General features: G+C 72.1%; 14 protein-coding genes and 3 tRNA genes. 11 read left to right on the top strand and 6 right to left on the bottom strand.

The window, feature by feature from the left end; all coding sequences use genetic code 11:
* Nucleotides 1-190 precede the first annotated feature (190 nt).
* Entirely contained in the window at nt 191-4108 is a 3918-nt protein-coding gene (locus V1634_RS35265; RefSeq protein ID WP_331211956.1) for a hypothetical protein, read from the top strand.
* A gap of 364 nt (nt 4109-4472) precedes the next feature.
* Here the strand turns inward: V1634_RS35265 and V1634_RS35260 are convergent.
* The 5 genes from V1634_RS35260 to V1634_RS35240 all read right to left on the bottom strand — a co-directional run bounded on the left by V1634_RS35260 (nt 4473) and on the right by V1634_RS35240 (nt 8512).
* Nucleotides 4473-4547 (bottom strand) — tRNA-Val (locus V1634_RS35260).
* Between the two features lie 13 nt (nt 4548-4560).
* Nucleotides 4561-4631: transfer RNA gene (locus tag V1634_RS35255), tRNA-Cys, on the bottom strand.
* A gap of 32 nt (nt 4632-4663) precedes the next feature.
* A tRNA-Gly gene (locus V1634_RS35250) sits at nt 4664-4736 on the bottom strand.
* A gap of 240 nt (nt 4737-4976) precedes the next feature.
* Entirely contained in the window at nt 4977-5996 is a 1020-nt protein-coding gene (locus V1634_RS35245; RefSeq protein ID WP_331211955.1) for a TAXI family TRAP transporter solute-binding subunit, read from the bottom strand.
* Nucleotides 5993-8512, bottom strand: a complete 2520-nt coding sequence (locus tag V1634_RS35240; RefSeq protein WP_407951913.1) for a TRAP transporter permease — start codon at nt 8510-8512, stop codon at nt 5993-5995. Before V1634_RS35240 ends, V1634_RS35245 begins: the two co-directional genes overlap by 4 nt.
* Nucleotides 8513-8794: 282 nt before the next feature.
* On the opposite strand from V1634_RS35240, the gene V1634_RS35235 reads away from it, so the two are divergent.
* The 4 genes from V1634_RS35235 (at nt 8795) to V1634_RS35220 (ending at nt 12219) form a co-directional block, all read left to right on the top strand.
* A complete protein-coding gene (locus V1634_RS35235; protein ID WP_331211954.1) occupies nt 8795-9397 on the top strand; it encodes a TetR/AcrR family transcriptional regulator in 603 nt (200 codons plus the stop codon).
* A gap of 125 nt (nt 9398-9522) precedes the next feature.
* Nucleotides 9523-10104, top strand: a complete 582-nt coding sequence (locus V1634_RS35230) for a TIGR03086 family metal-binding protein (RefSeq protein ID WP_331211953.1) — start codon at nt 9523-9525, stop codon at nt 10102-10104.
* A gap of 256 nt (nt 10105-10360) precedes the next feature.
* Nucleotides 10361-11326 carry a carbohydrate ABC transporter permease gene (locus V1634_RS35225; protein ID WP_331211952.1) on the top strand — a complete coding sequence of 322 codons (966 nt, stop codon included), beginning with the start codon at nt 10361-10363 and terminating at the stop codon, nt 11324-11326.
* Nucleotides 11323-12219, top strand: coding sequence for a carbohydrate ABC transporter permease (locus V1634_RS35220; RefSeq protein WP_331211951.1), 897 nt, complete (start codon nt 11323-11325; stop codon nt 12217-12219). The genes V1634_RS35225 and V1634_RS35220 overlap by 4 nt, the downstream gene beginning before the upstream one ends.
* Nucleotides 12220-12255: 36 nt before the next feature.
* Here the strand turns inward: V1634_RS35220 and V1634_RS35215 are convergent, their stop codons facing one another.
* Nucleotides 12256-13200 (bottom strand): DUF6807 domain-containing protein, encoded by a 945-nt coding sequence (locus V1634_RS35215; protein WP_331211950.1) that lies wholly within the window; start codon nt 13198-13200, stop codon nt 12256-12258.
* A gap of 291 nt (nt 13201-13491) precedes the next feature.
* On the opposite strand from V1634_RS35215, the gene V1634_RS35210 reads away from it, so the two are divergent.
* From V1634_RS35210 to V1634_RS35185, 6 genes are all read left to right on the top strand, one after another.
* On the top strand, nt 13492-14529 hold the full coding sequence (locus tag V1634_RS35210; protein WP_331211949.1) for a LacI family DNA-binding transcriptional regulator: 1038 nt from the start codon (nt 13492-13494) through the stop codon (nt 14527-14529).
* 96 nt (nt 14530-14625) lie between these two features.
* Complete coding sequence (locus V1634_RS35205) at nt 14626-15069, top strand: L-rhamnose mutarotase (RefSeq protein ID WP_331211948.1); 444 nt, start codon at nt 14626-14628, stop codon at nt 15067-15069.
* Between the two features lies 1 nt (nt 15070).
* Nucleotides 15071-16234, top strand: a complete 1164-nt coding sequence (rhaI, locus tag V1634_RS35200; RefSeq protein ID WP_331211947.1) for an L-rhamnose isomerase — start codon at nt 15071-15073, stop codon at nt 16232-16234.
* A 2-nt stretch (nt 16235-16236) separates the two neighbouring features.
* Nucleotides 16237-18300 (top strand): bifunctional aldolase/short-chain dehydrogenase, encoded by a 2064-nt coding sequence (locus V1634_RS35195; RefSeq protein WP_331211946.1) that lies wholly within the window; start codon nt 16237-16239, stop codon nt 18298-18300.
* A 36-nt stretch (nt 18301-18336) separates the two neighbouring features.
* Nucleotides 18337-19818 carry a rhamnulokinase gene (locus V1634_RS35190; RefSeq protein WP_331211945.1) on the top strand — a complete coding sequence of 494 codons (1482 nt, stop codon included), beginning with the start codon at nt 18337-18339 and terminating at the stop codon, nt 19816-19818.
* 143 nt (nt 19819-19961) lie between these two features.
* The gene (locus V1634_RS35185; RefSeq protein WP_331211944.1) at nt 19962-22160 is read left to right on the top strand and encodes an acyltransferase family protein; all 2199 of its coding nucleotides are present in this window, start codon (nt 19962-19964) and stop codon (nt 22158-22160) included.
* The last annotated feature ends 13 nt before the right edge of the window (nt 22161-22173 follow it).

Genomic DNA, 22173 nt, shown 5'->3' with positions numbered 1-22173 from the left:
ACCACCCAGGATAGAACTCTCCTCCCGGCGGTGTCTTGACACAGAGGGGAGCCATGAGCGGATACGTCGTGGTCACCGTCGCCTTGAGCGGCGCTACGGGTCGGGACCGCGAGCGTGACGTGGTTGCAGCGCCGCGGCGGCGACAACGTGTCATTTGGATGCCCTATCTTGAGACGGCAAGGGAGGTGCGATGACCGAGTTGCTGACCGCGACCGATCTGGAACAGTGGTCGGAGCGCAACGACTCGCGTGAGCACCTGCCGACTCTGGTGCGGCGCCTCATCCTCGCGGTGGCCGCTCCGGAGACGCTCCGCATGCCCGCCGCCGAAGCCGTCGGGCTGCCCGGCCTCGATGGCGAGGTCACGAGCCCCTCTGGCGTGCCGCCGTTCCTGCCGGCGGGCCGCTCCGTCTGGGAGTTGGGCACGGGCCGTGAACCCCAGAACAAGGCACAGCGTGACTACCGGAAGCGGGTCGACGGGTCGAGTCGGAACGAGCGCGCAGGCGTCGTCTTCGTGTTCGTGACGAGCCGGCGCTGGCCCGGTTCGCAGGAATGGGTCGATCGCCGCACGGAGGACGACGATGGCTGGGCGGGTATCCGGGTGCTCGACGCGGAGGACCTTGCTGCGTGGCTAGCGCTGTGCCCTGGAGTGCACCGGTGGTTGGCGTCCGAGCAGCTCGGGCGGGACCCGCACGGCGTGATCGGTCTTCGCGACTGGTATCGGAACTGGGCCGAGCGCACCCAGCCGGCCATCCCGGCAGCGCTGCTACTCGCGGGCCGCGACGACCGAGTTCGCCGCCTTCGGGACCTGCTCCGCGCCGAGCCGGGCGAGCAGGTGATCGCTTCGGCGAGCCGGGACGAGTCCGTGGCGTTCGTTGCGGCCAGTCTGATGGCCGAGCCGCCGCAGGACCCAACCACGACGCCGCGCCAGACGTCCGAAGACCCGCCGATGGAGACGCCTGGCGGATCGGAGGAACCTGTCGAGGGTGTTGCGGACGCCGAGTCGGGCGAGCCCGTCATATCGTCTACCGCGGAGGAGGGCGCTCTCGCAATGGGGTTCGCGCGCGCCACGGGCGCGCCGGCCGAGATCGAAGCGCTGGTCGAACGGGCCCTCCTCGTCGAGGATGTACGGGCATGGCGGCGAGTGGCCGCTCATGAGAGCCCGATGGTACTCGTGCCGGTGTTCGCCGAGCCGGAAATCGGCGACGCCCTCCGCGCCGGCCACCACGTCGTGTTGCCCCGCGCCGGCCGGCCCGCCGATGACCGGCTCCCACGGCTGCCCCGGCACCTCGCACGGGAGGCATGGATTGCCGCCGGGCTCGACCACGACCGCGCCGACGAATACGGACGGGCAGCGAGACGGAGCCTGGCGTCGCTGCGTCGGCGCATCGGCCCGCCCGGCTGGCTTCGCCAGCCGCCGTGGGCCTCGGACACCACGGCGAACCTGCTTGCTCCGCTGCTGCTCGCCGGTGCCTGGGCTGACGACGTTGAGGGCGACCTAGAAGCGCTGCGGAGCTTGACCGACCGCGGCTGGCGGGCGACCGCCCGGGACCTAAGCACGCTGACGTCAGGCGAGGACGCCCCGCTGCTCCTGAGAGACCGCCGGTGGGAGTTCGCCGATCCGGTGGATGCATGGGACGCCCTGCACCACGCCCTGACGGCCGAGGATCTCGATGCGTTCCAGTCGCTGGCGCCGGGCGTGCTGGGCGAAAGCGACCCCGCTTCAGGACTAACCGCACGAGAGCGCATCGCTGCTTCGTTCAGCGAGACCGGCGCGCCGCGCCGACGACACTCCAACACGCTGCGCCGCGGAATGGCCACGACCGCGGCGATCCTCGGCGCGGTCGTCGGCGACCGTGAACTCCCCGGCGGCCTCACCGGTCAGCAGCACGCGTCCCGGGTCGTCCGCGAGTTGCTCCATGACGGCGACGCCGCCCGCTGGCACGCAGTCGCTGACCTGCTGCCGCTGCTGGCTGAGGCGTCGCCTGAAGGCTTCCTCGCGGCCGTCGAGCATTCCCTCGACGGAACCGACCCGCCGGTGATGTCGCTGTTCGCCGAGACGCCCAACGACTTCGGGCTGGGCGGCCGAAGCGCCCACCCCTCGCTGCTGTGGGCGCTGGAGAGCCTCGCCTGGTCCCCGGCACTGTTGTCTCGGGTAGCTGTCGTGCTCGGCCGCCTCGCCGACCGGGACCCCGGCGGACGGCTCGCCAACCGGCCCAGCGCCTCCCTCGCTGCCGCCCTGCACCTGCGCATCCCGCAAGGCGCGGGCGATGCGGCAACGCGTATCGCCGCACTCGACGCCGTCCGGACCGTCGCGCCGATGGCGGCGTGGCGACTCGCGCTCGACCTCGTCCGCCAAGCCGACCGAGGGATGATCCTGGTCAGCGGCCCAAAGTTCCGTGACTGGCCGCGGCCGCCGCACGCCACCGTCAACGACATCCTGGACGCACTGGACGCCCTGGCCCCACGCATCGCCGACGGTGCCGGCGCCGACCCGGACCGGCTCACCGCCGCCGTCGACCTCGTCGACCGGTTCCGAGAGCCCGGCAGACTCGCGCTTCTCAACGCAGCCGAGACCGCATGGCCCGATCTGCAGGAGGAGGGCCGTCGCACCGTCCTCGCCAGCCTCGCTGAGAGGGTGGCGATGCACCGCCGGCACCCGGACGCGGGCTGGGCGCTGCCCGACCAAGCTCTCGAGCCATTCGAGGCGTTCCTGGACGCCTACGCCCTCCCGGGGAGCCAGCCCGATGATGCCGAGCTGTTCTCGTGGCTGCCTTTTCGACGCGAGCTCAATCTCGACCGCGAGGACCCCGATCCGGAGGCGCTCGCCTCCGCGAGAGCCGAAGCGGTTCGACATTGCCTCAGTGACGGACTCCCAGCGGTCCTTCGCCTGGCTGAGGCGTCCGAGAACCCGGCAGCCGTCGGCGACGCCCTGGCGTCAGTTACGACCGGCCACGACTCAGCAGTTCTCGAGCACCTCGCGGGCTCGTCGCAGCCCCTGCACGCGATGGCCGCTGGACTGGCGGCGCACCGGCAGCGGAAGGACCCAGGCTGGCTCGCTGCCACGGCAGAGGCCAGACCCGCGCAGGCCGCAGCGCTGTGCCAGACCGCGGCGATCGATGAGGTTCTGCTGACGCTCGTGGACGGCCTGGAGCCGGACACGCAAGACGAGTTCTGGCGCGACATGCAACCGCTGCGAGTGCCAGACGACCTGACATCGATCGTCGCGCGGCGCATGCTCGAGCGCGGCCGGGCCTGGGCCGCGATCGAATTGCTCAGCCACGCCGGCTTCGGCGCCGACCTCGACCTGGCTATCCAGGCGCTCAAGGCGCCGGCCCTCGCAACGACCGAAGACATCTCGCGCGCACGGTCGCCGGAGTACACGGTCGGACGCCTGCTCGACCGTGTCGAGGAAGCAGGCGCGGACGACACGCTGCTCGCAGACCTCGAGTGGTTCTACCAGCCGCTTCTCGAACACAACCGCACGCCAACAGCCCTGCACCGAGAACTCGCCCGCAATCCCGCCCGCTTCGCCGGCCTTGTGTCCTTGCTGTACCGGCCGGACCCGGACACCGGCGCGAGCTCAGCCGACGGACAGGCGAGGAACAACACGGCATCGTCACAGGCATTCGATGCGGCCTGGGTCATCCTGCGGGAATGGCGCACGCCGCTCCCAGGCTCCGTCGACGGGCAATTGCCGACCACCGAGGACATGCTGCGATGGGTGGAATCGGTACGCGAGATGCTCACCGCATCCGGCCGCGCCCGGGTGCTGCCCGTCGTTCTGGGCGACGCGCTGTCCGGCGCTGTCGCAGACGAGGACGGCACGTGGCCCAGCGAGCCAGTCCGGGATGTCCTCGAGATCCTCAGAGACAGAGACCTCGACGAGCATCTCGCCGTCGCGAGGATGAACCAGCGCGGCGTCACAACTCGCGGCATCTACGACGGCGGGGCGCAGGAGCGCGCGCTCGCCGAGCAGTACAGCACGGCGGCGGACCGCGTACGCGGTCGGTGGCCTCGTTCGGGAGCGCTGCTCGACGGGCTGAGCCGGTCCTACCGGGAAGACGCCCGCCGGGAGGACCGCTCGGCTGAGAGCCAGGGCGATCGCTGACAGATGGTCGACCGACTCACGCAATCCCGTCCGGTCCCCGCCCAGCCGGCGTCCGAGCCTCAAGGAGCTCCCAGTCGGATTCAGCAGCATTCGGGTACCGGCGTACTGCGGGGCGAACCAGGAACTGGAGCAGCGCAAGCGGCGCTCGAGGTCGGCGTCTTCGCGCTGCGCCTCGTCCGACGCCTGTACCACAGGCTGGGGGCAACACTCTCCGTCGGCATCATCCATCGCTCGGACCCACAGGACCGTTGCGAGACCACCTATATGATCATGTGCTCCCAGTTTGCTCCCACCGTAAGGAGCAACTACAAAATGGCTCGTTACCGAAGATCCGATAACGAGCCGTTTGACCTGCTTATATAGCTGGTGGGCGATACTGGGTTTGAACCAGTGACCTCTTCCGTGTCAAGGAAGCGCGCTCCCACTGCGCCAATCGCCCTCGCTTGTAGCCGAGGTGGAGACGGGATTTGAACCCGTGTACACGGCTTTGCAGGCCGTTGCCTCGCCTCTCGGCCACTCCACCGAGGTAGCCCCCGACATGTGGCGGCATCTCCGAGCGGACGACGGGACTCGAACCCGCGACCCTCACCTTGGCAAGGTGATGCGCTACCAACTGCGCTACGTCCGCTTGTCATCCGGTGTTTCCTGGTGACGGATGAGAACTTTAGCCGAGGCCGCGAACAGATGCCAACTCGGGGGTCCGGTCGGCGGGTCAGCAGTCCCCGGCCCTGCACACCCGTCCGCAACGCTCGCGGTCCCGTCCCGGCGGGCACCTCAGGTGGGCCGCGACCACCGTCCCCCCACGCCACCACCCCTAACCATCCTAGGAACCTGGGAGTTAGGAGAAGTGACGCGGGGGACGGACGGGTTACTTCGCCGCGTTGAGGTCGTCGAGGGCCTGGCTGGCGCCACGGTGCAGGGGGACCGGGTCGGTCTTGCGGGCGGTGTCCAGACTGATCTCCTTCGCCGCCGCGTTGGCCTGTTCGAGCTGCGGCTTCCGATCGAAGAGCGCCTTGGTCAGTACGCAGACCAGGTTCCCGTCGAGGTCATCCTTTACCAGCAGGAGGTTTGGTACCACGATGGTCTTGACGTCGGCCGGGGTGCCGTAGGTGGCGGCCGGGATGCTGCTCTCCTCGTACACCGGGTTGATTTTCTTCATCTCGGCCAGCAGCGGGGTGATGTCCAGGAAGCTGACCTGTCCCCTGGCCGTGGTGAGCAGGTCGGTGATGCCCGGCGTCGGCAGGCCGCCCGACCAGAACAGCGCGTCGATCGAGCCCTCCTTCATTCCGTCGACGGTCTTGGCCAGGTCCAGCCGCTGCGCCTGGACGTCCTTGGCCGGGTCCAGCCCGGCGGCCTGGAGCAGCCGGTTCGCGATGACCTCGGTGCCCGACTTCGGCGAGCCGGTGGAGACCCGCTTGCCCCGCATGTCAGCCACCGAGCTGATCCCGGCGCCGTTGCGGACGATCACCTGGGTGTAGTTCGTGTGGATCCGGGCCAGCGCCTGCACCGGCTGCCGCTGCCCCTCGAAGCTGCCGGTGCCCTGCACCGCGTCGGCGGCGGTGTCGGCCAGCGAGAACGCCACCGCGTACGTGCCGGCGACGAGCTGCTGGATGTTCTGCACCGAGGCCCCGGTCTCGGCCGCGGTGGCCTTGACCTTGCTGCCCGGAGCGTTGGAGACCTGCTCGGCGTACGCGTTGCCGAGCGCGAAGTAGACCCCGGTCGCGTTGCCGGTGGCGATCCCGATCCGGGTTTCCGTGCCCACCTCGCAGGTGATCTCACCACCCGCGTCGGTGCTGGCGGTGTCCTGCCGGCCACCACAGCCGGCCAGACTGGTCAGGCCCAGACCGGCGGCGGTCACCGCCGCCAGGATCCTCGTGCTACGTCTCATTTCGCATCCTCTCCCACGCTCGAACCCATTCCCTGGCCCCTCGGGCCGGTGTCGCCCTCCGCCGCCCGGGAAACGCCGCCCGTCCCTGAGGCACCGCCCGCCAGCGAGTCACCGCCCGCCAGCGAGTCATCCTCCGGCAGCAAGCCACCGTCCGGCACGACCTCGGCCGCTCCGGCCCTGCCGCCCCGGGGGCTCGGCAGGGCCGGATCCCGCAGGCTCGACAGGGCCGGATCGGACCCCTCGACCAGCACACCCGCCCCGGGCGTACGGCGACGCCGGGCCAGCGCCGTCAGCACGGCGACGACCAGCAGCCCGCCGCCGATCGCGATCGACATCGGGTGCAGGTAGAGCAGCAGCAGGCCGGCGACGGCGCTCAGAGTCCGCTCCACCGGGCCGGCCGGACCGACACCGAGCAGCCAGCCACCGGTCGCCACCGCAAGCGCCGCCACGCCGAGACAACCGACCAGCCCGGCCCAGAGCACCTCGACCGGGGAGCCGCGGCCGAGCAGGTACTCCCCCGGCCCGGTGAGGACGAAGGCGATCGGGGCGAGGAACGCCGGCAGGGCGTACTTGAGGGCCTGCCACATGGTCGGCACCGTCCGACCACCGGTGATCGCCGCCGCACCCACCGCCGCCAACGCGGTCGGCGGGGTGACCTCGGAGAGCACCGAGTAGTAGAAGACGAACATCGCGGCGGCCGGAGCCGGTACGCCGAGTGCGAGCAGCGCCGGCCCGATGATCACCCAGCCGATGATGAACGACGCGGTGACCGGCACGGCCAGCCCGAGCAGCGAGAGTGCCACCGCCGCGAAGACCACGGTCAGCGCCAGCACCACGGTCGGGTTGTCGGTCAGCGCCTGCGCGCCCCGGACCAGCAGCGAGGCGAACTGCGCGCCGAGTCCGGTCTTGGTGGTGGTGGCGGTGATGATGCCGGCCGCGCCGCAGACCGCGGCGACCGGGAGCACCCCGCGGACCCCGGCGGAGAGGGCGGTGAAGAGCCGTCGTGGGGTCAGCCAGCTCCGCCGGTCGAGGAAGCTGAGCAGCACCGCCAGCCCGGTGGCGTAGACGACCGCCCGGGTGGCGCTCATTCCGAGCGCGAGCAGGACGACGATGACGATCAGTGAGGAGAAGTGGTAGCCGAACCGGCCCAGCAGCCGCCACACGGAGCCGGCGGCGACCTCGACCGGGCGTACCTTGAACCGGCGGGCGTCGATCTCGACGGCGAGCAGGATGCCGAGGTAGTAGAGCAGGGTCGGGATCACCGCCCAGCCGAGCACGGTCAGGTAGGAGACCTCGAGGTACTCGGCGACGATGAAGGCCGCCGCGCCGAGGGTCGGCGGCGAGAGGATCGCTCCGACTCCGGCCGCCGCCAGCATGCCGCCGGCGTGCTCGGCCGGGTAGCCGGCGCGGCGCAGGATCGGCCAGGTGACGGCGCCGACGCTGACGGCGGTGGCGGTACCGGAGCCGGAGACGGTGCCGAGCAGGAAGCCGGAGGCGACGGCGGTGCGGCCGGCGGCGCTGCGGGAGCGCCGGAACGCGGCCACCGACAGGTCGACGAAGAACCGTCCGGCGCCGGAGAGGTCGAGTACCGCGCCGTAGATCGTGAACAGCACGATGTAGGTGGCGGCGACGTCCAGCGGGGTGCCGTAGAAGCCGCTGCCGGAGTTGTAGAGCGCGTCGACGATCTGTCCGAAGTCGAGCCCGGCGTGCGCGATCGCCCAGCTCTGCGGCAGCAGCCCGCCGTAGTAGCCGTAGCCGAGGAAGAGCAGGCAGACCACCGGCAGGATCCAGCCGGTGGTGCGCCGGCACGCCTCGACCAGGAGCACCAGCAGCAGCGCGCCCATCAGCACGTCGACCGGGGCGAGCAGCCCCTGCCGGTCGAGGAAGGCGTCGTAGCCGCCACCGGCGTCACCGACCGCCAGCGGCAGCACCGGATAGAGACAGACGACCAGGGCCAGCCCGGCCAGCAGCCAGTCCGGCACCGTCGGCAGGTCCCGGCGCGACCCGCCCGGAGCATCCTGATCGGGTACGCGACGCCGCCCGCCCGCCGGCAGCCGACTCGCCAGCCGGTCCGGCAGCCGCAGGCCCGACCGGTACCCGAGGAAGACCAGCGGCAGCACGCCGGTCAGGAAGACGATCAGGTAGAACTGGCTGCCCTGGGCCAGTGGCCGGAACACCTGCCAGAGCACCAGCAGCGCGACGGCGAACGCGACCACCGCCACCCCGACCTCGACCGGGCCGGTGAGTCGCCGGGCCGGCCGCTCCTCGTCGTCGTAGGTCACGGCGGTGGCGACGTCCGGGGTGGCCAGGGCGGGAATCTCGTCCCGGCCGATCCGGGCGGACGACTCCACGGACCTTCCTGGATCACGGGCGGACGGCTCCGCCGGATGCACCGGGCCGGGATCGGCCGGGCCTGCCGGAGTTCCGGCGCTCGACCGTTCCAGGGTGGACCCGTCGGGTGCCGGCTCGGGTTCGGCGTCCGCCGCCGGAGGGATTTTGGCCACACCGTCTGGCATGTGCGGACACTACTACGGGGCACCGATGGTTGCGGATCTTTCCCGGTCCGGTGGTCGGTCCGGTGGTCGGTCCGCCGGGCCGGGCGGTTGAGCGGTTGCGGCGGCCGGTCGACACGCCGGCCGGGCGCCGCCGCGTCCCTGCTCGGCGGGACTGACGTCGGCTCGACGAGAGCTACCGGGACGTGCGGCTTCTGATCCGCTAGTGGACAGTCTGACCCGCTAGTAACTTATCCGACGTGTTGATAGCTTATTGTCTCCGCCGGAATGGGCTACCGTAACCGCGTGACGAGACGTGCGGCAGAGGTGCGCCTGGATGCGCTACTACGCACCGCCTGCGACGTGATCGCGACGCGGGGCCTGGCCAACACGCGTACCGCCGACGTGGCCCAGGCCGCCGGGGTGAGCCAGGCGCTGGTCTTCTATCACTTCGCCACCAAGGAACGACTGGTCGCCCAGGCGTTCGCGTACGCCGCCGAGCAGGATCTCGCCCGGCTCGACACCGTGCTCCGGTCCCCCGCGACCCCGCTGGTCAAGTTGAAGAAACTGCTCCGCCTCTACGCACCTCCGGGCCGGTCACGCTCGTGGGCGATGTGGATCGACGGCTGGTCGGAGTCGCTGCGCACACCGGAACTGGAGAAGGTGTCGCGACGGCTGGACCTGCGTCGGCGGGAGGGGCTCGGCGAGGTGATCTCGGCCGGGGTCGAGGACGGGGTGTTCAGCTGCGACGATCCGGCCGGGGCCGCCTGGCGGATCAACGGCCTGATCGACGGGCTCGCCGTGCAGCTGGCGGTGCACGACCGGGTGATCCCACGCCGCCAGCTCACCGAGTGGGTGCGACTCTCGGTCGCCCGCGAGCTGGGCCTGCTCCCCGACCAACTGGACTGACCGGCACGACCCGCCGCTCTGCTGGCGGCCCGCTCGACCGACTGTGACCCGTCCGCCTGTGACCCGCCTGCCCGGCTCGGGTGACTTCCCCGGCGGCCGGTGGCGTACCGGGGCAGAATCGGATCGTGGATCTGCTGATGACGTACCGGCGCGCGGTGGCCGACTTTGCCGACCTGGTCGGTCGGGTCGGTGCCGACCGCTGGGCGGGACCGACGCCGTGCACGGACTGGGATGTCCGGACCCTGGCGCACCATGTGGTCTGGGAGGAACGCTGGTCGGTGCCGCTCTTCGCCGGAGCGTCGCTGACCGAGGTCGGCGACCGGTTAGCCGGTGACCTGCTGGGCGCCGATCCCGCCGCCTCGGCCCGGGACGCGGCCGAGCAGGCCTGCCAGGCCGTCGCCGACCCGGCGGTACTGGACCGCGTCGTGCAGTTGTCGGCCGGGCCGACGCCAGGTCGGGAGTATCTGCACCAACTGCTGGCCGAGCACCTGGTGCACGGCTGGGACCTGGCGGTCGCGATCGGCGTGGAGCCTCGGCTCGATCCGGCCGGCGTCCGGGAGTGTGCCCGGTGGTTCACCGAACGTACCTCGATGTACCGGGACAGCGGGCTGGCCGCGCCGGGCGTACCGGTGCCGCCGGAGGCGAGCGAGCAGGACCGGCTGGTTGCCGCGTTCGGCCGGGATCCGGGCTGGCGTCCCGACTCCTGACCGGTCCCGCCGCAGGAACGACCGCGCCGCAACTCCTGGGCGACCCGCCGAGACCTCTGAATCGATTCATCCATCGCCGATTATCCGTCCGCCCAGGGCGGCTCCGGCCCGGTCGGCGAAGCCTCCATTGACAGGCCCCGCCCGGCGGCGGTACCTTCGTGCGGTTTGTTGAATGGTTTCATCACCGCCCGCCACCGGGGCGCGTGCACACACCCGGCGAGGGTGTGGCCGCCAGGAGCCGATGGGAAAGTCGACCATGACAACTGGGACCCTGCGCAGGCCGCCGCCCCGGCCCGCCGCACCGGGCGGCGCCGCCGCCGGAGCCCGGCCCCGATACCGACGCAACCGGCCCGGGATCGCGTACCTCTTCCTCTCCCCCTGGGTCGTCGGGGCGCTGCTGCTGACCGTCGGTCCGATGCTCGCCTCGCTCTACCTGTCGTTCACCGACTACGACCTCTTCACCTCACCGGAGTGGGTCGGCCTGGAGAACTACCAGCGGCTCTTCTCCGACGACGCGCGGTTCCTCGCCTCGGCCAAGGTCACCGCGATGTACGTGCTGATCTCCGTACCCCTGAAGCTGGCCGCCGCGCTCGCGGTGGCCCTGCTGCTCAACCGCAACCGGCGCGGGCAGGGCTTCTACCGGTCGGCCTTCTACGCGCCCTCGCTGCTCGGCACCGGCGTGGCGATCGCGCTGGTCTGGCGGGCGATGTTCACCGACGCCGGTGTGGTCGACTCGGTCACCGGCAACTTCGGCTGGGACACCGGCGGCTGGATCAACGAGCCGGACTACGCGATCTACGTGCTGATCATCCTGGCCGTCTGGCAGTTCGGCGCGCCGATGGTGATCTTCCTGGCCGGCTTGAAGCAGATCCCGACCGAGCTCTACGACGCCGCCGCGGTCGACGGCTCCGGCACCTGGCGCACGTTCCGGTCGGTGACGCTGCCGATGCTCTCCCCGATCATCCTGTTCAACCTGGTGCTGGAGACGATCCACGCCTTCCAGGCGTTCACCCCGGCGTTCATCGTCAGCGGCGGCCGGGGCGGGCCGAGCAACTCGACCCTGTTCTACACGCTCTACCTCTACGAACGAGGGTTCTCGCAGTTCCGGATGGGCTACGCCTCGGCAATGGCCTGGCTGCTGCTGCTCGTCATCGCGATCATCACGGCGCTGTTCTTCGGTACCTCGCGCCGCTGGGTGTTCTACTCGGGGGAGGACCGGTGAGCGCGCTCTCCGACGGCCTGTCGACCCGCACCCCGGCTGCCCGCCGGCCGGGCGCGACCGGAGCCCGGCTGCGTACGGCCGGCTGGCACACGCTGATCATCGCCGTACTGGCCCTGCTGCTGTACCCGGTGGTGTGGTTGCTGGCCACCTCGATCAAGCCGACCGACGAGATCCTCTCCAGCCTGAGCCTGCTGCCGAGCCGGCTGGCGCCGGAGAACTACTCCGCCGCGCTGGACGGGATCGCCGGGATCGGCATCTGGCAGTTCTTCACCAACTCGGTGATCGTGGCGGTCGGCTCGGTGATCGGCAACCTGGTCTCCTGCGCGCTGGCCGCGTACGCCTTCGCGCGGCTGCGGTTCAGGCTGCGCGGGCCGCTCTTCGCGTTCACCCTGTTGACCATCATGCTGCCGTACCACGTGGTGCTGATCCCGCAGTACACGATCTTCCAGAAGCTGGACCTGGTCGGCACCTTCGTACCGCTGATCCTGCCGAAGCTGCTCGCCACGGACGCGTTCTTCGTCTTCCTGATGGTGCAGTTCATCCGGGGTCTGCCCCGGGAGCTGGACGACGCCGCCGAGATCGACGGCTGTGGCCCGGTGCTGACCTTCCGGTACGTGATCCTGCCGCTGCTCAAGCCGGCCCTGGTCACCACCGCCATCTTCACCTTCATCTGGACCTGGAACGACTTCTTCAGCCAGCTCGTCTACCTCAACGACCCGGAGACGTACACGTTGCCGCTGGCGCTGCGGCTCTTCATCGACCAGACCAGCGAGTCGGCGTACGGGCCGATGTTCGCGATGTCGGTGCTGAGCATCGTCCCGGTGATGCTCTTCTTCCTGGCCTTCCAGCGCTACCTGGTGGAGGGGATCGCCACCTCCGGCCTGAAGGGCTGACCGGGTCGGTTCGGATTGTTCGCCGAACGGGGCCGGTCAGGACGTCAGGACCGGCCCCAGCGCCTCGACCTCGTCGCGGGTCAGTTCGCCGTCCGCCACCACGATCCGGTGCCGGCGCCGCACCGAGGCGCCAGCCGGGACCGGCAGGGTCCGCTCGAAGGCGAGCGCGACGCAGACCCCGGGATAGATCCCGGTCCGCACGAACCAGTGGTCGCCGTCGGCCAGACCGGCGAAGACCAGCGTGTACGGCCGCCCGCCGTCGGCCGCGCCGACCATCGCCAGCCACGGCTCGGTACTGCCGTTGACCCGCTCCTCCCCCTCGGCGCTCGCCGTGAAGGCCCGGTTGGGGCCCGGAGCGACCCGCCAGAAGAAGCCGCCGTAGCCGGCGCCGTCCGGCCGGCCGTTGGTGGCCGGGCTGCCGAGCACGATCTCCCGGTCGGCCGGCGCGGTCAGGGTGTAGCCGAAGTCGAGCAGCCAGGCGTCGGTCCGGTCGGCGAGGCCGGTGGCGCCGACCCGCCGCTCCTCGGTGAGCAGGGTCGCCCCGGCCGGGTCGAGCCAGCGCAGCCGCTCGGCGAACCCGCCGTCACCGGGACCGCCCTCACCGGGGCCGCCATCCAACCCGTTCCCGCCGGCCGCGCCGCCGCCCTCGGGATCGGCGTCCGGGGTCGGCAGGTCGGGCAGCCAGCCGTCGTGCACGATCCGGCCGTGGTCGTCGAGCCAGGTGTAGCCGGCATCCCGGACGTAGGTCCTGCCGCCCCAGAGGTTGGTACCCGAGACGTCCTGCATGGCGACCGAGACCCCGAGGTGCCAGCGGTGGTCCTCGGGCAGCGTGTCGGTCACCACGACCCCGCCGAGGGTACGCACCGGATGCAGGTACGGCCGGCGCCCCCAGCGGAGGTCGACGTGCGGGTCGTCCAGGACGTACCGCGCCACGGTCTCGCCGCGCACCCGCAGCCGTACGCCGGTCAGGTCCTCGCCCATGCTCGCCGCCCTCTCTGCGTCGCTCCGGGGTGCCGGCCGGCGACACCGGATGGGAAAGCGCTTCCCACAATCGGACAGGGTAGCGACGGTCGCTGCGCCGGAAAACCGCACGGCGGAGGGCGTCACGGGACGGCGAGGTGCACCCGGTGCGGTGTACGGGAGGGTTACTGTCGATCGCACGCGGTAGACGGGCCGCTGCGGGTGGTGCGGGCGGGCGCACGGTGGTGCGCGGCCGCCGGATAACCTTGACACGTTTCAGCCCGGCGGTCCGGGCTGCGGGAGGAGACGGTGGTGCCGGGACCAGCGGTGAGCATCCGCGACGTGGCCAGCCAGGCGGGCGTGTCGGTGGGCACGGTCTCCAACGTGCTCAACCGGCCCGACATCGTCGCGGCGTCGACCCGTAACCGGGTGCTCGCCGCGATCAACGAGTTGGGCTTCGTCCCCAACGACGCCGCCCGGCAGTTGCGCCGGGGCCGGGGTCGCACCCTCGGCCTGGTGGTGCTGGACGTGGCCAACCCGTTCTTCACCGACGTCGCCAAGGGCGTCGAGGACGCCACCGGCGCCGCCGGGATGGCGGTGATCTTCTGTAACAGCGACGGCGACCCGGCCAAGGAGAGCAGATATCTGGACCTGCTGGAGGAGCAGCGGGTCCAGGGGGTGCTGATCACCCCGGTCGACGACGCCAACGAGCGGCTGGTCCGGCTCCGGGAGCGGGGCGTGCTCGTGGTCCTGCTGGACCGGCGCTCCACCCGACCCGACGTCTGCTCGGTCGCGGTCGACGACCGGCTCGGCGGCGAGCTGGCGATGCGGCACCTGGTGGAGGCCGGTCACCGGCGGATCGCCTTCGTCGGGGGCCCGTGGCGGCTGGAGCAGGTGCGGGACCGCTACCACGGCGCCGTGCACGCGCTGGACGAGGCCGGGCTCGCCGAGGAGGAGACCCTGCGCCGGTTCGAGACGCCGAGCCCGACCGTGGCCGCCGGCCGGGACGCCGCCTCCCGGATCCTCGGGCTGCCCCGGTCGGCCCGGGCCACCGCGGTCTTCTGCGCCAACGACCTGCTCGCGCTCGGCGTACTCCAGGAGTTGACCCGGCAGCAGGTGCGGGTGCCGGAGGACATCGCACTGGTCGGCTACGACGACATCGACTTCGCCGCCGCGGCGGCGGTGCCGCTCTCCTCGGTACGCCAGCCACGGCAGCGACTCGGCCAGACGGCGGCACAGTTGATGCTGGACGAGGCGAACGACCCGGAGAACCACCAGCACAAGCAGGTGATCTTCGAACCGGAGCTGGTGGTCCGGGAGTCCAGCCAGTACGCGCGTACCCCCGGCTGACCCTGCGGATCGCCCCGGTTTCTTGACAGTTCGATGACGACGCTCGTATGTTGAGTGCGGCTCGTTGAAACGGTTCATTTGTTGGGAGGCCCGCCAATGCGGCGAGTGTGCTTCGTCCTGCGGGTCCGGCCCGACCGGCTGGCCGAATACCGGCAACGCCACGCGGCCGTCTGGCCCGAGATGCTCCGGGCGCTGCACGCGGCCGGCTGGCACGACTACTCCCTCTTCCTGCACGACGACGGGCTGCTGGTCGGGCACTTCCGCACCGAGGACCTGGCCGCGTCCCTCGCCGCGATGGAGGCCACCGACGTCAACGCCCGGTGGCAGGCCGAGATGGCCCCCTTCTTCGTCGGCCTGGACGGCCGCCGCCCCGACGAGGGGTTCGTCGTCCTCGACGAGATCTTCAACCTGGACGCGCAACTCGCCGCGCTGGACGACACCTCGCGGGACGACACCACGCGGGACGACACCACGCCGGACCGCACCGCACTCGACAACGGCGCGCCGGACAACACCACGCTCGACACCACGGAGGCCTGACATGACCGAGACCGACGTCCGGGCGGCGCTGCGCGCGCAACGGATCGAGGTGCCCTCCTGGGCGTACGGCAACTCGGGCACCCGGTTCAAGGTGTTCAGCCAGCCCGGGGTGCCGCGCAACCCGGAGGAGAAGATCGCCGACGCGGCACAGGTGCACGCGTTCACCGGAGTCGCCCCGGTCGTCTCGCTGCACATCCCCTGGGACCGGGTCGACGACTTCGGCAAGCTCTCGTCCTACGCGGCGGAACGCGGGGTGCGGATCGGCACCATCAACACCAACGTCTTCCAGGACGACGACTACCGGCTGGGCAGCGTCACCAACCCCGACCCGCGGATCCGGCGCAAGGCCCTCGGCCACCTGCTCGAGTGCGTCGACATCATGGACCTCACCGGCTCGCGGGACCTGAAGCTGTGGTTCTCCGACGGGACCAACTACCCCGGTCAGGACGACATCCGGGCCCGGCAGGACCGGCTGGCCGAGGCGCTGCACGCCACCTACGAACGGCTCGGGCCGGAGCAGCGGATGCTGCTGGAGTACAAGTTCTTCGAACCGGCCTTCTATCTGACCGACGTACCGGACTGGGGCACCGCGTACGCGCACTGCATCAAGCTCGGCGAGCGGGCCCAGGTGGTGATCGACACCGGGCACCACGCCCCGGGCACCAACATCGAGTTCATCGTCGCCTTCCTGCTCCGGGAGGGAAAGCTCGGCGCCTTCGACTTCAACTCGCGCTTCTACGCCGACGACGACCTGATGGTCGGTGCGGCCGACCCGTTCCAGCTCTTCCGGATCATGCACGAGATCGTCCGGGCCGACGCGCTGCGGGCCGACTCCGGCGTCAACTTCATGCTCGACCAGTGCCACAACATCGAGCCGAAGATCCCGGCGCAGATCCGCTCGGTGATGAACGTCCAGGAGGCGACCGCCAAGGCGCTGCTGGTCGACGCCGAGGCGCTGGCCGCCGCGCAGGCCGCCGGTGACGTGCTCGGCGCCAACGGGGTGCTGATGGACGCCTACAACACCGACGTACGGCCGCTGCTGGCGGAGGTCCGCCAGGAGATGGGCCTCGACCCGGACCCGATGGCCGCGTACGCCCGCTCCGGCTACGCGCAGCGGATCGCCGCCGAGCGGGTCGGCGGGCAGCAGGCTGGCTGGGGGGCATGAGCATGAGCACCGGACCGACCAATCCGGAGGTCGCCGCGCTGCTCGGCCGGGGTCACCGGCTCGGCGCCGACCGGCGCAACACCAACTACGGCGGCGGCAACACCTCGGCCAAGGCGACCGGCGCGGACCCGGTCACCGGCGGTCCCGTCGAACTGCTCTGGGTCAAGGGCTCCGGCGGGGACATCGGCACCCTGACCGAGGCGGGGCTGGCGGTGCTCCGGCTGGACCGGCTGCGCTCCCTGGTCGACGTCTACCCGGGGGTGGACCGCGAGGACGAGATGGTCGCCGCCTTCGACTACTGCCTGCACGGCCGGGGCGGTGCGGCGCCGTCGATCGACACCGCGATGCACGGCCTGGTCGACGCCGCGCACGTCGACCACCTGCACCCGGACGCCGGGATCGCGCTGGCCACCGCCGCCGACGGCCCCGAGCTGACCCGCCGCTGCTTCGGCGACCGGGTGCTCTGGGTGCCGTGGCGCCGGCCCGGCTTCCAGCTCGGCCTGGACATCGCCGCGATCGCCCGGGACAACCCGCAGGCGATCGGCGTGGTCCTCGGCGGGCACGGCATCACCGCCTGGGGCGCCACCAGCGACGAGTGCGAGGCCCGGTCGCTGGAGATCATCGAAACCGCCACCCGGTTCCTGGCCGAACACGGCCGGGCGGAGCCGTTCGGCGCGGTGCTGCCCGGGTACGAGGCACTGCCGGCCGAGCGTCGCCGGGAGCGGGCCGCCGCGCTGGCACCGACGCTGCGCGGGCTGGCCAGCACCGACAGCCGGCAGCAGGGGCAGTTCCAGGTCGGACACTTCACCGACGACGAGGCGGTGCTGGACTTCCTGTCCCGCGCCGAGCACCCGAGGCTGGCCGCGCTCGGCACCTCCTGCCCGGACCACTTCCTGCGGACCAAGGTCCGACCGCTGGTGCTGGACCTGCCGCCGGACACGCCGCTGCCGGACGTACTGGCCCGGCTGCGGGAGCTGCACGAGGAGTACCGGAAGGACTACCGGGCCTACTACGAGCGCTACGCCGAGCCGGACTCGCCGCCGATCCGCGGCGCCGACCCGGCGATCGTGCTGGTGCCCGGGGTCGGGATGTTCAGTTTCGGCCGGGACAAGCAGACCGCCCGGGTGGCCGCCGAGTACTACCTCAACGCGATCAACGTGATGCGCGGCGCCGAGGCGGTCTCCCGGTACGCCCCGATCGACGAGGCGGAGAAGTTCCGGATCGAGTACTGGCAGCTCGAAGAGGCGAAGCTGCGCCGGATGCCGAAGCCGAAGGCGCTGGCCGGCCGGATCGCACTGGTCACCGGCGGCGGCTCCGGGATCGGCGCGGCGATCGCCCGGCGGCTCGCCGCCGAGGGTGCCTGCGTGGTGGTGGCCGACCGCAACCTGGAGGGCGCGGCGTCGGTGGCGGCGGAGATCGGCGGCGCCGACCGGGCGGTCGCGGTCGCGGTGGACGTCACCGAGGCGGCCGGGATCGAGGCGGCCTTCGCCGAGGCCGCGCTCGCCTTCGGCGGGGTCGACCTGGTGGTCAACAACGCCGGGCTCTCCATCTCCAAGCCGCTGCTGGAGACGACCGAGGCGGACTGGGACGTCCAGCACGACGTGATGGCGAAGGGTTCCTTCCTGGTCTCCCGGGCCGCCGCCCGGCTCATGCTCGACCAGGGGCTGGGCGGGGACATCGTCTACGTCTCCAGCAAGAACTCGGTCTTCGCCGGGCCGAACAACATCGCGTACAGCGCGGCAAAGGCCGACCAGGCGCACCAGGTACGGCTGCTCGCCGCCGAGCTCGGCGAGCACGGCATCCGGGTCAACGGCGTCAACCCGGACGGCGTGGTACGCGGCTCCGGGATCTTCGCCAGCGGCTGGGGCGCCCAGCGCGCCGCCGTGTACGGGGTGCCGGAGGAGGAACTGGGCGCGTACTACGCCCGGCGTACCCTGCTGAAGCGGGAGGTGCTGCCGGAGCACGTCGCGAACGCGGTCTTCGCGCTGACCGGCGGCGAGCTGTCGCAGACCACCGGACTGCACGTACCGGTCGACTCCGGCGTGGCCGCCGCGTTCCTTCGATGAGCCCGGCGTTCCTTCGATGAGTACGGCGTTCCTTCGATGACCGGCTCGACCGCCGTCGCGGCCGTCGACCTCGGCGCGGCCAGCGGCCGGGTGATGCTCGCCGAGGTCGCCCCGGACGGGGTGAGGCTGACCGAGGTGCACCGGTTCGACAACGGGCCGGTGCGGCTCCTCGACACCCTGCACTGGGACGTCCCCCGGCTCTACGCCGAGATGCTGACCGGGCTGCGGGCGGCGCTGCACCGCCGGCCCGACCTGGCCAGCGTCGGCATCGACTCGTGGGCGGTGGACTACGGGCTGCTGGACGCCACCGGCGCGCTGGTCGGCAACCCGGTGCACTACCGGGACCGGCGTACCGACGGGGTGCCGGAGAAGGTGGTCGCGGCGCTCGGCGCCGACTATCTCTACCGGACGACCGGGCTGCAACTGCTGCCGTTCAACACGCTGTTCCAGCTCAGCGCCGAACTCGGCACCCCGGCCCTGGACCGGGCGGAGACGTTGCTGCTCATCCCGGACCTGCTCGGCTACTGGCTGACCGGGGTCGCCGGGAGCGAGGTGACCAACGCCTCGACGACACAACTGCTGGACGTGCGTACCCGGCAGTGGTCGGCCGACCTGATCGCCCGGGCCGGGCTGCCGGCCCGGCTGTTCGGGCCGCTGCGCCAGCCCGGTGACCGGGTCGGCGAGCTGCGCCCGGAGGTCCGGGATGCGGTCGGCACGGACCGGCCGGTACCGGTGACCGCGGTCGGCTCGCACGACACCGCGTCGGCGGTCGCGGCGGTACCCGCCGAGCACGACCGGTTCGGCTACATCTCCTGCGGCACCTGGTCGCTGGTCGGCGTCGAGCTGCCCGCGCCGGTGCTGACCGAGGCGAGCCGGGCGGCCAACTTCACCAACGAGGCCGGGGTGGACGGGACGGTCCGCTACCTGCGCAACGTGATGGGACTCTGGCTGCTCCAGGAGTCGCTGCGGGTGTGGCGGTCGCAGGGGCTGGCCGACGACCTGACCGACCTGCTCGCCGCCGCCGCCCGGGCGCCCTCGCTGGCCGCCGTGGTCGACCCGGACGACCCGGTCTTCCTGCCCCCGGGCGACATGCCGGCCCGGATCGCCCAGGCGTGCGAGGGGCGTGGCGAGCCGGTACCGCAGGGGCCGGCGGCGCTGACCCGGTGCATCCTGGACAGTCTCGCCCTGGCCCACCGGGTCGCGCTGCGTCAGGCGCGGCAGCTCTCCGGTCGGGACGTGGACGTGGTGCACGTGGTCGGTGGCGGCGCCCGCAACGAGTTGCTCTGCCAGCTCACCGCCGACGCCTGTGGGCTGCCGGTGGTGGCCGGGCCGGTGGAGGCGACCGCGCTGGGCAACGCGCTGGTGCAGGCCCGGGCGCTGGGCGTACTCGACGGCGGGCTGGCGGAGCTGCGGGCGCTGCTGCGGCGTACCGGATCGACCCGGACCTACCGGCCGCGGGCCGGCGGCGAGGCAGCCTGGCGGGCGGCGGCGGAGCGGGCCGGCCTGGCCGACGGGTAGCCGCGATCCTCTTCCGGTCGGCGGTCGTCGGGGTTCCGGACCGATCGCGAGCGCCGCTCGCAAGCGGCAAAACACGCCTATCACGGTATTTATCTGTTAAGAAGGGGACTAACTGGACAGACGATCGGACCGGAGGTTGGCAGATGGTGACGCAGGCGCGGCCACGGTCCGGGACGGACGTCGCCGGCCGACCCGGGCACCGGGCGGACCTCACCGGCCTGCGCGCCCTGGCGGTCGGGTCGCTGCTGCTCGGTGCCGCCGGCATCGGCGCCGCGCCGGGCGGTTTCGTCGGCGCCGACGTCCTGCTGGTGGTCGCCGGCTTCCTGGTCACCGCTGCCCTGCTCGACGCGTGGCGGCGTACCGGCCGGATCGACCTGGCCGGATTCTTCGCCCGGCGGGTCCGGCGGGCACTGCCGGCCGGCACGCTGGTGCTCGCCGCGTCGCTGCCGCTGGCCCTGGCCCTGCTGCCCCGGGACCGCTGGTCGGCGGCGGGCTGGGACGTGCTCGCCGGTGCCGGGCAACTGCTGAACTGGCGGCTCGCCGCACAGCACGCCCAGGCGGTCGTCCCGGACGCCGGTGCCAGCCTGCTCGCCCACCTCTGGGTGGTCGCGGTCGTCGCGCAGTTCGTGCTGCTCTGGTCGCTGCTGGTGGCCGGCGTCGCGGCCTGGACCGCGCACCGGGACCGGCGGCCCGGCGTCCGCCCGCTGCTGATCGCCGCCGGCCTGCTCGGGCTCGGTTCGTTCGCCTGGTCGGTCTGGTACACCGCCGCCGAACCGGGGCCGGCCTTCCTGGTCACCACGACCCGGAGTTGGGAGCTGGCGCTCGGTGCCCTCCTCGCCCTGCTCGGGACCCGGTTGGCCGGGCTGCCCCGGCGCCTCGGCACCCTGCTCGGCTGGGCCGGAGTGGCCGCCGTCGTGGTCGCCGTGCTCACCCTGCGGCCGGGTCCGGACTTTCCCGGGCTGCCCGCCCTGCTGCCCGCGCTGGGCACGGCCGCGATCATCGCCGGCGGCACGATCGGCCGGCCGGCCGGTGCCCCGGGTACCGGCGACGCCGCCGGTACCGCCGCGGTGGCGGCCCGGCCCGGCGGGGTGTACCGGGCGCTCGGTGCCCGGCCGTTGCGGGCGCTGGGTGCGGTCAGCTATCCGCTCTACCTCTGGCACTGGCCGCTGCTGGTCGGCCTGCACGCCCGGTTCGGCGACCTCCGGCCGGCGGTCGGCCTCGGCGTACTCGGCGGGGCAGTCCTGCTCGCCGTCCTCACCCACCGGTACGTCGAGATCCCGGCCCGGGCCGGCGCCCTGGACGGCTGGACGCCGGGGCAGGTACTCCGGGTCGGCACGCTGCTCCCGGCCGCCGGAGTACTCGCCGGGCTGCTCTTCCAGCTCACCGCCTGGCCGCCCGAGCAGCCGGCCCCGCCACGGGCCGGCACACCGGTCTCGGCGCTGCCCAGCGCGGCTGCACCGACGGCGCCGGGTGCCGCCGCGCTGGGCCGGTCACCCCGGACCAGCCGGGCCGGCGTCCCGGTCGACCGGGTCCGGTCGATCACCCCGGATCCGGCCGACGCCCGCGACGACCTGCCCGACGTCTACCGGCACAACTGCTTCCCGCCGGTCTCCAGCAGCCTCGCCCGGTCCTGCGTGTACGGCGACCGCAACGCCGGGTTCACCGTCGCGCTGGCCGGCGACAGCCACGCCGCGAGCTGGGTACCGGCGCTCCAGGTGATCGCGGCGGCGAAGGGCTGGCGGCTGGTCACGTACCTCAAGCCGAGCTGCCCGTTCCTCCGGCTGGAGCTGATGACCGGCGAGCGGCCGCAGCGGGAGGCCTGCGCCGAGTGGTACCGCAACGTCCGGACCGCACTCACCGGCCCGGAGCGGCCAGACCTGCTGCTGACCACGAGTTCCCGGTACCAGCCGATGGCCGGCGGCCGGGGGCTGAACGGCAGGCCGGCGCACGACGCACTGGTGGCCGGCATGCGGCGGACCTGGTCGGACCTGGTCTCGGCCCGGGTGCCCACGGTGGTGCTCCGGGGCACCCCGATCCTCCCCGCCGACAGCGCGAAGTGCGTCTCGGCGAACCCCCGCCGGCTGAAGCGGTGCGCGGCGGACCGGGAGGTCGCGTTGGCGACCGGCGCCGGAGCCGCGCAGCTCGCGGCGCTGGACGACCTCCCCCGGGTCGGCCTGATCGACCTGACCCCAGCGATCTGCCCCGGCCGGCGCTGCGCCCCGGTCATCGGCGGAGTGCTGGTCTACCGGGACAACCAGCACCTCACCGCCAGCTATGCCGCTACGCTCGCACCTCGGCTGCGCAGCGCGCTCGACCGGATCCTCGCGCCGCCCGCCTCCTGACCGGCCAGGGGCG

It is taken from the genome of Plantactinospora veratri, from assembly GCF_036421995.1.
Classification (GTDB): Bacteria; Actinomycetota; Actinomycetes; order Mycobacteriales; family Micromonosporaceae; genus Plantactinospora; species Plantactinospora veratri.
Note: the sequence above shows the minus strand (reverse complement) of the source record. Positions and strands in the feature narration are given on the sequence as shown.

What these genes read in the sequence shown, in the direction of transcription:
- V1634_RS35265 (WP_331211956.1), top strand. Translation starts at nt 191, where the DNA reads ATGACCGAGTTGCTGACCGCGACCGATCTGGAACAGTGGTCGGAGCGC.
- V1634_RS35245 (WP_331211955.1), bottom strand. Translation starts at nt 5,996, where the DNA reads ATGAGACGTAGCACGAGGATCCTGGCGGCGGTGACCGCCGCCGGTCTG.
- V1634_RS35240 (WP_407951913.1), bottom strand. Translation starts at nt 8,512, where the DNA reads ATGCCAGACGGTGTGGCCAAAATCCCTCCGGCGGCGGACGCCGAACCC.
- V1634_RS35225 (WP_331211952.1), top strand. Translation starts at nt 10,361, where the DNA reads ATGACAACTGGGACCCTGCGCAGGCCGCCGCCCCGGCCCGCCGCACCG.
- V1634_RS35215 (WP_331211950.1), bottom strand. Translation starts at nt 13,200, where the DNA reads ATGGGCGAGGACCTGACCGGCGTACGGCTGCGGGTGCGCGGCGAGACC.
- V1634_RS35205 (WP_331211948.1), top strand. Translation starts at nt 14,626, where the DNA reads ATGCGGCGAGTGTGCTTCGTCCTGCGGGTCCGGCCCGACCGGCTGGCC.
- rhaI (WP_331211947.1), top strand. Translation starts at nt 15,071, where the DNA reads ATGACCGAGACCGACGTCCGGGCGGCGCTGCGCGCGCAACGGATCGAG.
- V1634_RS35195 (WP_331211946.1), top strand. Translation starts at nt 16,237, where the DNA reads ATGAGCACCGGACCGACCAATCCGGAGGTCGCCGCGCTGCTCGGCCGG.
- V1634_RS35190 (WP_331211945.1), top strand. Translation starts at nt 18,337, where the DNA reads ATGACCGGCTCGACCGCCGTCGCGGCCGTCGACCTCGGCGCGGCCAGC.
- V1634_RS35185 (WP_331211944.1), top strand. Translation starts at nt 19,962, where the DNA reads ATGGTGACGCAGGCGCGGCCACGGTCCGGGACGGACGTCGCCGGCCGA.